Source organism: Caulobacter flavus, from assembly GCF_003722335.1.
Lineage (GTDB): Bacteria > Pseudomonadota > Alphaproteobacteria > Caulobacterales > Caulobacteraceae > Caulobacter > Caulobacter flavus.
Genome location: NZ_CP026100.1, coordinates 3474648 through 3487855, shown reverse-complemented (window position 1 = coordinate 3487855; position 13208 = coordinate 3474648). Strand labels below are relative to the sequence as shown.

At 70.0% G+C, this 13208-nt stretch carries 11 protein-coding genes; 9 read left to right on the top strand and 2 right to left on the bottom strand.

Annotated elements, in window-relative coordinates; genetic code table 11:
- The first annotated feature begins 26 nt into the window (after positions 1-26).
- The 5 genes from C1707_RS16015 (at position 27) to C1707_RS26210 (ending at position 4484) form a co-directional block, all read left to right on the top strand.
- A complete protein-coding gene (locus tag C1707_RS16015) occupies positions 27-1118 on the top strand; it encodes a redoxin domain-containing protein (RefSeq protein WP_101715911.1) in 1092 nt (363 codons plus the stop codon).
- 78 nt (positions 1119-1196) lie between these two features.
- Positions 1197-1979, top strand: a complete 783-nt coding sequence (locus C1707_RS16010) for an alpha/beta fold hydrolase (protein ID WP_101715910.1) — start codon at positions 1197-1199, stop codon at positions 1977-1979.
- A gap of 23 nt (positions 1980-2002) precedes the next feature.
- Positions 2003-2836 carry an oxidoreductase gene (locus C1707_RS16005; RefSeq protein ID WP_101715909.1) on the top strand — a complete coding sequence of 278 codons (834 nt, stop codon included), beginning with the start codon at positions 2003-2005 and terminating at the stop codon, positions 2834-2836.
- A 152-nt stretch (positions 2837-2988) separates the two neighbouring features.
- Positions 2989-4332, top strand: coding sequence for an LLM class flavin-dependent oxidoreductase (locus C1707_RS16000; RefSeq protein ID WP_101715908.1), 1344 nt, complete (start codon positions 2989-2991; stop codon positions 4330-4332).
- 2 nt (positions 4333-4334) lie between these two features.
- Positions 4335-4484, top strand: coding sequence for a hypothetical protein (locus C1707_RS26210; RefSeq protein ID WP_164467371.1), 150 nt, complete (start codon positions 4335-4337; stop codon positions 4482-4484).
- Positions 4485-4643: 159 nt separating this feature from the next.
- Here C1707_RS26210 and C1707_RS15995 read toward each other — a convergent pair whose 3' ends face one another.
- Complete coding sequence (locus C1707_RS15995; protein WP_101715907.1) at positions 4644-6647, bottom strand: glycoside hydrolase family 43 protein; 2004 nt, start codon at positions 6645-6647, stop codon at positions 4644-4646.
- A gap of 354 nt (positions 6648-7001) precedes the next feature.
- Here C1707_RS15995 and C1707_RS15990 point away from each other — a divergent pair, with 354 nt between their 5' ends.
- Positions 7002-7280, top strand: a complete 279-nt coding sequence (locus C1707_RS15990) for an HU family DNA-binding protein (RefSeq protein ID WP_101715906.1) — start codon at positions 7002-7004, stop codon at positions 7278-7280.
- A gap of 122 nt (positions 7281-7402) precedes the next feature.
- On the opposite strand, the gene manD is transcribed toward C1707_RS15990, so the two are convergent.
- On the bottom strand, positions 7403-8611 hold the full coding sequence (gene manD / locus C1707_RS15985) for a D-mannonate dehydratase ManD (RefSeq protein WP_101715905.1): 1209 nt from the start codon (positions 8609-8611) through the stop codon (positions 7403-7405).
- Positions 8612-8752: 141 nt separating this feature from the next.
- Here manD and C1707_RS15980 point away from each other — a divergent pair, with 141 nt between their 5' ends.
- The 3 genes from C1707_RS15980 to C1707_RS15970 all read left to right on the top strand — a co-directional run bounded on the left by C1707_RS15980 (position 8753) and on the right by C1707_RS15970 (position 13180).
- Entirely contained in the window at positions 8753-9496 is a 744-nt protein-coding gene (locus C1707_RS15980) for a FadR/GntR family transcriptional regulator (RefSeq protein WP_101715904.1), read from the top strand.
- Positions 9497-9612: 116 nt separating this feature from the next.
- Positions 9613-11112 (top strand): ATPase domain-containing protein, encoded by a 1500-nt coding sequence (locus C1707_RS15975; RefSeq protein WP_101715903.1) that lies wholly within the window; start codon positions 9613-9615, stop codon positions 11110-11112.
- A complete protein-coding gene (locus C1707_RS15970) occupies positions 11102-13180 on the top strand; it encodes a hybrid sensor histidine kinase/response regulator (RefSeq protein ID WP_205686771.1) in 2079 nt (692 codons plus the stop codon). Before C1707_RS15975 ends, C1707_RS15970 begins: the two co-directional genes overlap by 11 nt.
- The last annotated feature ends 28 nt before the right edge of the window (positions 13181-13208 follow it).

The window sequence follows — 13208 nt, the reverse complement described above, 5'->3', positions numbered from 1 at the left end:
AGCCCCATCCCCGAGGAGCGGTCTCCATGACCCGATCCGAACATCTGTCCCGCCGCGACTGGCTGAAGGGCGCGGCCGTCGGCCTGGTCCCCCTGTCGATCGCCGCCGCCATCGGCCTGCCGCCGGCCCGCAAGGCCCTGGCCTTGGCCAGCGGCTCGTCGTCGGCGCTGGACGCCCTGTCGCTGTCGCCGCAGTGGCTGAACGGCCCGGCCCTCACGCCCAAGGCCCTGACCGGCAAGGTCGTGCTGGTGGCCTTCTGGACCTATTCCTGCATCAACAGCCTGCGCGTGCTGCCCTACCTGCGCGCCTGGCACGCCCGCTACCGCGACCGGGGCCTGGTGATCGTCGGGGTGCATACGCCCGAATTCGCGTTCGAGAAGGACCCCGCCAACGTCCGGCAGGCCCTTTCCGACCTCGACGTCCCCTTCCCCGTCGTGCTCGACAGCGACTGGCGGATCTGGCGGGCCTACGGCAACAACGCCTGGCCGGCCTTGTACTTCGTGGGCGCCGATGGCCGGGTGCACGGCCACGCGGCGGGCGAAGGCGACTACGACCGCCACGGGCGCCGGATCCAGGCCCTGCTGGCCGGGGTCCCCGGCCCGGCCGTGCCCGACGACCTGTCGCCGGTTCGCGCCGTCGGCCCGCAGGCCGCGCCCGACTTCGCCGACCTCGGCTCGCCCGAGAGCTATGTCGGCTGGGGCCAGGCCAGCGCCTTCGCCTCGCCGGGCGGCCTGCGCCAGGACGCGGCCAAGGCCTACCGCCTGCCCGACGCGCTGGGTCTCAACCGCTGGGGCCTGGCTGGCGAGTGGCGGGCCGGCGAGGAATACGCGACCAGCCTCGCGGCCGGCGGCGTCATCGCCAGCCGCTTCCACGCCCGCGACCTGCACATGGTGCTGGCCCCAGACCAGCCCGGCCGCCCCGTCCGCTACCGCGTCCGCCTCGACGGCCAGGCGCCGGGCGCTGACCACGGCTGGGACGTCGCGCCCGACGGGACAGGCGTGATCGACCGGCCCCGCATGCACCAGTTGATCCGCCAGACCGGCCCCGTCGCCGATCGCGGCTTTACGATCGAGTTCCTCGACCCCGGCGTCCGCGCCTACGTCTTCACCTTCGGCTAGCCCGACCTCCTCCCCGCCAACCCACGCATCGGACGGCCCGCGCGGCCGATCCCTTCCGCACGTCTCAAGGAGACCCCCATGTCCAAGAAAGTCCTCGCCCTTTCCGTCGCCTTCGCCCTGACCGGCCTGGGCGCCGCCCACGCCGCGCCCCTGCCCGCCAAGCCCACCGTGGTGCTGGTGCACGGCGCCTTCGCCGACTCCAGCAGCTGGGACGGCGTGGTCGCCGACCTGAAGCGCGACGGCTACCCGGTGGTGTCGGCCGCCAACCCGCTGCGGGGCGCGGCCAGCGACGCCGCCGCCGTGCGCACGGTGATCAACTCGATCCCCGGTCCGGTCGTGCTGGTCGGCCACTCCTATGGCGGCACGGTGATCTCGGCGGCCGCCGACGGCGCGGCCAACGTCAAGGCGCTGGTCTATGTCGCCGCCTTCGCCCCCGAGGTCGGCGAAAGCACCTTCGAGCTGTCCGGCAAGTTCCCCGGCTCCACCCTTCCCGCGGCCCTCGACAAGCCGGTCGACCTGCCCGGCGGCGGTCACGACCTCTATATCCGGCAGGACAAGTTCCCGGCCCAGTTCGCCGCCGACGTCCCGCTGGCCAAGGCCCGGCTGATGGCGATCGCCCAGCGCCCGCTGACCGACGCCGCCGGCGGCGAGAAGGCCGTCTCGACCGCCTGGAAGACGATCCCGTCCTGGTGGGTCTATGGCGGCGCCGACCGCAACATCCCGCCGGCCGCCATGGCGTTCATGGCCCAGCGCGCCCACGCCAGGCAGGTCGTCACCGTGCCCGGCGCCTCGCACGTCGTGATGATCTCGCACCCGCACGCGGTCTCGGCCCTGATCGAGACCGCCGCCAAGGCCCAATGACCCCGGCGCGAAGGAGAACGCCCATGTCCAGAAGATGGCTGATCACCGGGGCCTCGCGGGGCCTCGGACGAGCGCTGGCCGAGGCCGTGCTGGCCGCCGGCGACCGACTGGTGGCGACCGCCCGCGATCCGCGCGCCCTGGAGCACCTCGTCCACCGCCATGGCGCCGCGGTGCGCCTGGCCGCCCTCGACGTTTCCAATCCGGTCGCCGCCGACGAGGCCGTGGCCCTGGCGGCGCGGTCGTTCGGCGGGCTCGACGTGGTGGTCAACAACGCCGGCTACGGCGACGTCGGCTCGGTGGAGGACACCTCGCTCGACGACTTCCGCCGCCAGATCGAGACCAACCTCTTCGGCACGATCATCGTCACCAAGGCGGCGATCCCGCTGTTGCGGGAACAGCGCTCGGGGCACGTGATCCAGCTGTCGTCCGTCGGCGGACGGATCGGCGCGCCGGGCCGCGCGCCCTACTCGGCCGCCAAGTGGGGCGTCGAGGGGTTCTCCGAATGCCTGGCGCTGGAGATGGCGCTGGTCGGCGTGAAGGTGACCATCGTCGAGCCGGGCGGCTTCCGCACCGACTTCGCCGGCGCCTCGACCAGCCTCGACGCCGGCCGGGCCGAGTACGACGCCGTGGTCGGCGCCACGGCCCGCCGCCAGGCGGCCTATGACGGAACCCAGCCCGGCGATCCGGCGCGCGCGGCCCAGGCCGTCCTGGCCCTGGCGGCCATGGACGAGCCGCCGCTACGCGTCGCGCTCGGCAGCGACGCCGTCGCCGCGATCCGCGACGCGGACGAGCGACGGCTGGCCGAGCTGGAACGCTGGCGGGACTTGAGCATCTCGACCGACTTCCCGGCCCAGTAATTCTGATCGGCCTTGCAGCCGAGCAGACGGCGGCGTTCGAAAAGTCCAGCGAAAGCAGGGTGTTGAACGCCGCCAATAGGCCTCTTGAGAACAGCTGATTTGTTCCGCCTTCGTGTCCGTCGCAAGCCTGCGGCCAGGACACGGAGGCGAACATGACCACGGCCGCGAAACGACAGCTGAAACTGGGCGCGATCCTCGAAGGCGTCGGCGCCGACCACGCCAGCTGGCGCGACCCCGACCTGGCCGGCGACGCCAGCATCGACATCGGCTGGTACATCGACAACGCCCGCCTGGCCGAGGCGGCCAAGTTCGACCTGGTGTTCATCGTCGACAGCCCGTTCATCACCCCCGACACCGCGCCGCACTTCCTCAACCGGCTCGAGCCTCTCACCCTGCTCTCGGCCCTGGCGGTCTCGACCTCGAAGATCGGCCTCGTGGGCACCCTGACCACCTCGTACTGGGAGCCCTACAACGTGGCCCGCCAGTTCGGCTCGCTGGACCACATCAGCAAGGGCCGCGCCGGCTGGAACGTGGTGACCACGGGCCTGGAAGGCGCCGCGCGCAACTACGGCCGCGACGCCCACTTCGACCACGCCGTGCGCTACGAGCGGGCCGGCGAGTTCGTCGACGTCGTCCAAGGCCTCTGGGACAGCTACGAGGACGACGCCTTCCCGCGCGACAAGGAAGCCGGCGTATTCCTCGACAAGGCCAAGCAGCACGCCCTGAACCACAAGGGCGAACACTTCTCGGTGGCCGGGCCGCTGGCCCTGAGCCGATCGCGGCAAGGCCAGCCCGTGATCTTCCAGGCCGGGGTCAGCGGCGCGGGCCGGGACCTGGGCGCCCGTATCGCCGAGGGCGTGTTCGCCGGCGTCGACGGCTTCGAGGACGCCCAGGAATACTATGCCGACCTCAAGGCCCGCGCCGTCGCGCAAGGCCGCGATCCCGACCACGTCAGCGTGCTGCCCGGCCTGTCGCCCATCATCGCCAACACCGACGAGGAGGCGCGCGCCCTGGCCGACGCCCAGCGCGGCTCGGTCAGCATCGACAAGCTGCTGACCCAGCTCGGCCGCGCCTTCGGCTATCACGACTTCAAGCAGTATCCGCTGGACGGCCCGTTCCCCGACGTCTCGGGCCTCAGCCTCAACGCGTACAAGGGCCATGCCGAGCGGATCGTGCGGATCTCGCAAGAGCAGAACCTGACCCTGCGCCAGGCGGCCGAGCGGTTCGGAACCTGGCGCACCGACTTCGTCGGCTCGCCCCAGACCGTCGCCGACGAGATCCAGCGCTGGTTCGACGGTCGCGCCGCCGACGGCTTCATCCTGCGGGTGACCCGCCCCGGCGACTTCGCCCTGTTCCGCGAGAAAGTCGTGCCGATCCTGCAGGCCCGCGGCCTGTTCCGCACCGAGTACGAGCACGACACCCTGCGCGGGCACCTGGGCCTGCCGGTTCCGGAGAACCGCTGGACCCGCGCTCCGGGCCTGATCGCGGCGGAATGACGATGAGCGAGCTTCTGGAAACCGCCGTCGAGACAGCCCCGCCGCCTCGCGCCCCCGTCGTCGATCTCGGGCTGGCGGCGCTGGACTGGCCAGCGCCGGGGCTGGCCGATCGTATCGACGCCCTGGAGCGGGCGGCGCTGGATGCGGCCTAGTCTCACCAACCTTCAACTACCAAGTTCGTCATCCCGGACGGCCGAAGGCCGAGCCGGGACCCAGGGGCGGCCGCACTGCGCTTGGCCCCTGGGTCCCGGCTCTTCCGTCCGCTTTCGCGGGCGTACGGCCGGGATGACGGTGAATGGGCCGATCCTCCCCTACCTCGCCTCGCTCCACTCAAACCGCGCGCCGTCCTTGCCGTCCGACCGCGGCCCGGGACTGTCCGCCGTCCAGACCCCGGCGGCCGACACCCGCAGGAAGCGGTTGGTCACCAGCGACATCAGGGCCAGCTCTCCCGTCGGCGTCTCGATCCACTGGAAGGCCTGGGCCTTGTCGTCGCGCGCCTTCGAGGCGCTCACCGTCCCGTCGGCGGCGACGGTCAGGTAGCCGCCCTGCCCGCGCAGCGCCGCCCGGCCCAGCGGCCGTTTCTCCACGGTCACGGTCCGCGCCTGGCCCAGCGCCGTCAGCGTCACCCTGCGGCCGTCGGGGATCGGCCGGCGCAGGCCGCGTGGATGAGGCTCGAACACCTCGATGGAGTCGAAGTCGGCATGGCCGCCCTCGCGTCCCGCCTCGTTGTAGGCGAACAGCCCGTAGCGCACGCCCTGGAAGGTGCGCAGCTGGAAAACCATGGCCATCGGTTCGCCCAAGGCGGTGAACGCCTCGCCGTCGGCCGAGAACGCGAACCGCGCCGTTTCGGCCATGAAGTCGGCGTCGGCCTGCAGCCAGACCTGCGTGCCCGCGACCCTGGCTTGGAAGGCCTTGCCCGTGCGCTGGTCGCGCTGCTCGACCTCCAGCCCGCCGGCGACCTTGCGCACGCCGATCCAGGCATAGGGCAGGTTCAGCAAGGCCAGGCCCGCCACGTCGCCCTCGGCCAGGCTGGAGGCGTCCAGCAGCACGCGCGGCCGCGACTCCGGCCCGATCGCGCGCTGGGTCAGGGTGTTGCGCGCCTTCCAGAAGTCGGCGGCCGGCAGGGTCTTCAGCCGCAGGAAACCCGGCCGCTCGGCCAGCGACCACTTGGCGTCGACCGGAACGTGGTTCCACTGCCAGATCGGCTTGAGCTTGGCGCCCGAGAAGTCGTCGCCGCGCTCGTAGGGCGCATGCGGCGCCTCCGTCGCGCCCGTGTCGGGCTTGACCCAGGTCCGCGGGTTGCGCCCCAGGTTGCCCGGCAGGCCGAAATAGGGCCAGCCGTCCTTCCAGGTCACCGGCGACAGGGCCGTCAGGCGCCCCACCGAATTGTAGTCCATCATCGAATAGCCCCACCACGCGCCGGCGGGGGTCTGGACGTAGCCGCCCTGGTGCAGGGCCGTGCGGCCGCGCGGCCTGGGATCGGGCGGCACGATCGTGAACGGCGGCTTGGGCGCCTCCAGCCGGGCGCCTTCCGCCAGGCCGAAATCCTCGCCGACGCTGATCTCGCGATTGACCTCGTAGGGCCCCTCCGGCCGGTCGGCGCGGGCCACCGGCAGGCGCATCATCCCGTCGAACCAGGCGCTGGTGATCCAGTACTTGCCGCCGACCTTGGTGAAGTGCAGCCCCTCGCCCATGCCCTGCTCCGGCGCGATGATCTCGCGCTCCGTGCCGGGTACGACATCGGTCAGGTCGGCGTTCAGCTGCGCCATGCGGATGCCGCGATAGCCCCAGACCACATAGACCTTGCCGTCGTCGTCGAAGAGCACCGACAGGTCGTGGAAGCCGCGCTTCATCCGCGTCCGGGTCCACGGACCGGCCGGGTCCCTGGCTGTGAAGTGGAAGGTCGCCTCGCGATTGACGTTGCTGAAGATGTGGAAGACGCCGTCGTGGTGCCGGAAGCTGGGCGCCCAGAAGCCCTGGCCGTAGACGTCGCCGTCCTCCAGCCGGAAGTTCGGCCCCAGGTCCAGCCTGTCGGCCGCGTAGCCGACGAAGCTCCAGTTCACCAGATCGCGCGAGCGCAGGATCGGCAGGCCCGGCATCGCGTGCATGGTGGTGCCGGTCAGGTAGTAGTCCTGGCCCACCCGGATCATGTCGGGGTCGGAGAACTCGTCGTAGAACAGCGGATTGGTGAAGGTGCCGTCGCCGTTGTCGGCGGTCCAGGTGCGCGGGGCCGACTCGCCCGCGACGCTCGCGCCGGCCAGCAGAACAGCCGCCAGGCCGGCCAGGAGGACGCGGTCACGCTTGCTCGGCTTCATGCTGCTTCTTCCCTCGTCGCCGTCTCGAGCGGCGTCTGGAGCAGCCTCGCGAGCTGCCGACTATTTGTCGGAGTATATTTGAGCGAGATCGTCGTCAATCACTGGCCACGCCGGATATGCGTGCACATGCAATCGACAAAAATCGCAATATTGTCTGAGTAAACAATGTCCAATGCCCCGCTTGTGGCGCGGATCCAGGCCACATCCCCGCCACAAGCGGGGTTAAACCTTACGGATCGGCGCTTTTCCGGCCTTCCGGAGGTTGCGACGGACGCTTGACGTCATACGGCGGCGCGTGACAAGGCCGATCTCACCAGTCAGTCTGGTTCTCCCGATTCTATAAGGAGTTACTCCATGAACACCGCCGATATCGCCGAAGCTCTGGTCGCCAGCGACGACAAGCTGACCAAGACCCAGGCCAAGGCCATCGTCGACGGCGTCTTCAAGGCCATCGCTGACGCCGCCGTGAAGGGCGAAGAAGTCTCGATCCCGGGCTTCGGCAAGTTCAAGGTCCAGGACAAGCCGGCCCGCACCGGCCGCAACCCGGCCACGGGCGCGACCATCGAGATCGCCGCCAGCAAGAAGGTCGGCTTCACCCCGGCCAAGCAACTGAAGGACGCCGTCAACGGCTGATCCTGACGGAACGGCCTTCGGCTAGCTCGAAGAAAAAAGAGGCGGAACGTCCCTGACGTTCCGCCTCTGCTGTATCTGGGCCGTCTCCGTCGACACGGAGGCGGCCTTTGTTCATTTGCGCGCTACCAGTTCCACATCGTCCCGTCTTCGAGGCGGGCGACCGGCAGCTGGCGCGGCTCGTAGGGATACTTGGCCGCCAGGGCTTCGTCGATGTCGACGCCGTGGCCCGGGGTGTCGCCCACATAGAGCATGCCCTTGTCGAACCGGTAGTCGTGCGGGAACACCGCGTCGGTCTCTTCGGAGTGGCGCATGTATTCCTGGATGCCGAAGTTGGGCACCCAGGTGTCGAAGTGCAGCGCGGCCCCCATCGTCACCGGCGAAAGGTCCGTCGCGCCGTGGCAGCCCGTGCGCACCGACCACAGCGAGGCGAAGTCGGCGATGCGGCGCAGGTGGGTCAGGCCGCCGGCCCCGACGATGGTCGTGCGGATGTAGTCGATCAGCTGTTCCTGGATCAGGTCCTTGGCGTCCCAGATCGTGTTGAATACCTCGCCCACGGCCAGCGGCGTGGTGGTGTGCTGGCGGATCAGGCGGAAGGCCTCCTGGTTCTCGGCCGGCGTGGAGTCCTCCAGCCAGAAGAGATCGTAGGGCTCCAGGCTCTTGCCCAGCTGGGCGGCCTCGCGCGGGGTCATCCGGTGGTGGCCGTCGTGCAGCAGCGCCACGTCGAAGCCGTGCTCCTTGCGCAGCGCCTCGAACAGCGTGGGCAGGTAGCGCAGGTACTTGCGGGTGTCCCAGACCGTTTCGGTCGGCAGGGTGGCGTCGGCCGGCTCGTAGTACATGTCGCCGCGGCCCACGCCGTAGGCCAGGTCGATGCCCGGCACGCCCGACTGGGCCCGCACGGCCTTGTAGCCGGCGTCGATGTATCGGCCGACGGCCTCGACGGTGTCTTCCAGGTCGCTGCCGTTGGCGTGGCCGTAGACCAGCACGCCGTCGCGCGAACGGCCGCCCAGCAGGTCGTACAGCGGCGCGCCCAGCGCCTTGGCCTTGATGTCCCACAGCGCCACGTCGACGGCGGCGATGGCCCGCATGGTCACCGGACCGCGACGCCAGTAGGCCCCGCGATAGAGATACTGCCAGATGTCCTCGATGCGGCGCGCGTCGCGGCCGATCAGCACCGGGATGACGTGGTCTTCCAGATAGGCGACCACCGACTTCTCGCGGCCGTTCAGGGTCGCGTCGCCGATGCCGTAGACGCCCTGGTCGGTCTCGATCTTCAGGGTGACGAAGTTTCGGCCAGGCGAAGTGACGATCACGCGGGCGCCGGTAATTCGCATCGGCGGCAAGCCAGCTGCCTTGAACGCCTCGGTATGGCTAGTATGCACGTCGAGATTCCCGTGGTCTTCCAGTTGGAAGTTCCATAACCATCGACAACTGGCTTGTCCATATTGGTCAGACCAATTTCAGGAAGTCCCCGCATGTCCGCCAAGGGCGAGAACCGTCTGTACGAACGCGTCGCCAAGGATCTGGCCAGCCAGATCGCCGAGGGGCGCTACGCCGTCGGCCAGCGCCTGCCGTCCGAACGCGACCTCGCCCAGACCTACTCTGTCTCGCGCCCGACGATCCGCGAGGCGATCATCGCCCTGGAGCTGGACGGCCTGGTGGACGTGCGCCTGGGCTCGGGCGTCTACGTCAAGGCCCAGACCCCCGCCGAGGGCCAGGCCGGCGCCACCGACATCGGCCCGTTCGAACTGCTGGAGGCCCGCCGCGCCATCGAGGCCGAGGCCTGCGCCATGGCCGCCAAGCGCATCACCAACGAGGAGCTCGACCAGCTCGACGGCCTGGTGGCCGAGATGCAGGCCGAGAACGTCCGTGACGTCGACCGCTCGGAAGACGCCGACAAGCGCTTCCACATGCTGATCGCGTCCTCCACCCAGAACAGCGCCATGATCGCCGCCGTCGAGCTGCTGTGGGAGGCCCGCGAGCGCTCGCCCCAGACCAAGCTGATGGGCGAGAAGGCCCACGCCGCCGGCGTCATCCCGCGCATCGACGAGCACGCCGCCATCGTCTCGGCCCTGCGCGCCCGCTCGCCTGAGGACGCCCGCGACGCCATGCGCCGCCACCTCACGCGCGTGCTGAACTCGCTGCTGGCGGCCACGGAAGTGCAGGAGATGGAAGAGGCCCGCGCCCGCATCGCGGCCACGCGCGACCGCTACACCTGAGGCCCGCCCGCTCTGTCGGCTTCCCGACAGACACCGCAACGCTTTGCCTGCAAAGGCGTTGAAGCCTGGCTTTCGGCTATTGTCGGGCGGCGCCAATATTCGGTGGGAATGCGTAGATGAGCGACGGCTTCACCCGGGTCTCGACCGGCAATCGCGGTCTCGACGCCATCCTGCGCGGCGGACTTCCGGCCAATCGCCTCTACCTTCTGGAAGGCGAACCGGGCTCGGGCAAGACCACGCTCGGCCTTCAGTTCCTGCAGGAAGGCGTCAAGCAGGGCGAGCGCGTGCTCTACATCACCCTGTCGGAAACCAGCGACGAGCTGCGCGGCGTCGCCGCCTCGCACGGCTGGGACCTGGCCGGCATCGACCTCTTCGAGCTGTCCTCGGCCGAGGAGGTGCTGGGCGAAGGCCGCGAGCAGTCGATCCTGCACGCCTGGGAGGTCGAGCTGGGCGGCACGATCAGGCTGATCCAGGAGCAGGTCGAGCAGGTCACGCCTCGCCGCGTGGTGTTCGACAGCCTGTCGGAGCTGCGCCTGCTGGCCCAGGACCCGCTGCGCTATCGCCGCCAGGTGCTGGCCCTGAAGCAGTTCTTCGCCACCCGCGACTGCACCGTCATGCTGATCGACGACCTGACCACCAGCGACGGCGTGCGCGACGGCCACCTGCACAGCCTTTGCCACGGCGTCGTCACCCTGGAGCGCCTGACGCTCGACTTCGGCGCCGCCCGCCGCCGGATGCAGGTCCAGAAGCTGCGCGGCGTCGACTTCGTCGGCGGCTTCCACGACATGGCCATCCGCAAGGGCGGCCTGCAGATCTTCCCGCGCCTGATCGCCTCGGACCACCACACCCCCTTCGCCGGCGATCCCACGCCCAGCGGGATCGACGGGCTGGACGCCCTGTTGTCGGGCGGCCCGCTGCGCGGCACCTGCACCCTGATCACCGGCCCGGCCGGTTCGGGCAAGTCGACCATCGTCCTGCAGTTCCTGCACGCGGCGTGCGAGCGTGGCGAGGCGGCCACCCTGTTCGAGTTCGACGAACGGGTCGGCACCCTGATGGTCCGCGCCAAGGCCATGGGCATGGACCTGCAGAAGCACATCGACGGCGGCTGCCTGAAGATCCAGCAGGTCGACCCGGCCGAGATGTCGCCGGGCGAGTTCGCCGCCCTGGTGCAGACCGAGGTCGAGGAACGCGGCGTCAAGATCATCGCCATCGACAGCCTCAACGGCTACCTGGCCGCCATGCCGCAGGAAAAGCAGCTGATCCTGCAGATGCACGAGCTACTGTCGTTCCTGAACCAGCAGGGCGTGGTCACCCTGCTGATCAACCCGCAATCGGGCCTGGTCGGCGGCATGTCGACCTCGCTGAACGTGTCCTACATCGCCGACGCCGTGCTGCTGATCCGCTTTTTCGAGGCGGCCGGCCGCATCCGCAAGGCGATCTCGGTGATCAAGAACCGGGGCGGCCCGCACGAGGACACAATCCGCGAATTGCGCATTGATACCCAAGGCGTGCGCGTCGGCGCGCCGCTGACCGAGTTCAGAGGCGTGATGACCGGAACCCCCGAATATGTCGGCCAGGCTGGTCCGCTGCTGGAAGACCGCGGCCTTGAGCCATAGGCGCGGACCCGAGGGCTTTCGCGTCCTCGTCGCCACCCCGTTCGGGCGCGACGCCGACAATGTGTCCCGCCTGCTGTCGGATCACGGCTTCAAGACCCGCGCCGTACCGGACGCCCAGGCCGTCGCCGCCGAACTCGACGAGCAGACCGGCGTCGTGCTGATCACCGAGGAGGCTCTGCGCGGCAAGCTGGATACGCTGCGCGCCGCCCTCGCCGCCCAGCCAGACTGGTCCGACACGCCGTTCATCCTGCTGGTTTCACGCAACGCCTATCGCCCGCGCGCCGGCGAAATCGCCCGTCTGGCCCTGGCCGACCTGACCACGAACCTGATCGTGCTGGAGCGGCCGCTCGGCTCGTTGTCGCTGGTCAGCGCCGTCGACACCGCCCTGCGCGCCCGTCGCCGCCAGTTCGACCTGCGCGACCGCCTCGCCGAGCTCGACCACAGCCGTGCCGCCCTGGCCGCCAGCGAGGCCGAGGTGCGGCTGATCGCTGACTCCCTGCCCGTGCTGATCGGCTTCATCGACAAGTCGCTGGTCTATCGCTTCGCCAACAAGGCCTATGCCGACTGGTTCTATCGCGATCCCGCCGACGTCGTCGGCCTCCATGTGCGCGAGGTGGTCGGGGACGAGGGAATGGAGGCGCGGATGCCAGCCATGCGCCGCGCCCTCGCCGGCGAGCCCGCCCACCTGACCCTGCCCTGGCCCCATGCCGACGGCCGCCGCCGCGACGCCGACATCCGCTATCTGCCCCGGCGCGGCGCCGACGGCGAGATCGACGGCTTCCACGTCTTCGTCGCCGACGTCACCGAGCACGTCCAGGGCGAGGAGCTGCTGCGCCAGACCGCCCAGGCTCTGGAATACCGGGTTCGCGAGCGCACGGCCGCCCTGGAAGTCGAGATGGAGCGCCGGACGACGGTCGAAGCCGCCCTGCGCCAGAGCCAGAAGATGGAGGCCGTCGGCCAGCTGACCGGCGGCATCGCCCACGACTTCAACAACATGCTGACCGGCGTCATCGGCGCGCTCGACATGGTCAAGCGCAAGCGCGCCTCCGGCCGCGACGCCGACACCGACCGCTATCTCGACACGGCCCTGACCTCGGCCCATCGCGCCGCGGGTCTCACCCACCGACTGCTGGCCTTCTCGCGGCGCCAGTCGCTCGATCCCCATGCGCTGGACATCAACGCCCTGGTCTCTTCGCTGCAGGACCTGATCCGGCGCACGGTGACCGAACAGATCAGCGTAGACGTCGACCTGGGCGCGGCGGAGGCCGCCATCGCCGACGCCAACCAGCTGGAAAGCGCCATCCTCAACCTGGCGATCAACGCCCGTGACGCCATGCCCGAGGGCGGACGCTTGACCATCTCGACCTCGGTGGCCGAACTCGACCCGGACATGGCCGCCGAGGACGCCCGCCCTGGTCGCTATGTCGTGGTCGCCGTCACCGACACGGGCGTGGGCATGTCGGCCGAGGTGCTGGACAAGGTCTTCGACCCGTTCTTCACCACCAAGCCGATCGGCCAGGGCACGGGTCTGGGGCTGTCGATGGTCTACGGCTTCGCCCGCCAGAGCGGCGGCTCGGTGCGCATCCAGAGCCGCGTCGGCGAAGGCACTTCGGTGAAGATCTATCTGCCGGCCGCCGACGGCGCGGTTGAGCCCAAGGCCGAGGACCAGCCGGCCGATTTCGCCCGGGGCGAGGGCCAGACGGTGCTGCTGGTCGAGGACGAAAGCGCCGTACGCCTGCTGGTGCGCGAGGTGCTGGAGGACCTGGGCTATCGCGCGGTCGAGGCGTCCGATCCGCAGTCGGCCATCGCCATCCTCAATTCGCAGAGCGCGATCGACCTTCTGATCTCGGACGTCGGCCTGCCGGGCATGAACGGCCGCCAGCTGGCCGAGGTGGCCCGCGACCGGCGGCCCGACCTGCCGATCCTGTTCATCACCGGCTATGCCGAGAACGCGGCCATCCGCGCCGGCTTCCTGGGCTCCAACATGGCGATGATCGGCAAGCCGTTCGCCCTGGACACTCTGGCCGCCAAGATCGGCGAGATGATGCCCGAGGCGAGCGGCCGCTGAAGCCCGGCAAGGGCGGCGCGTGAGGATC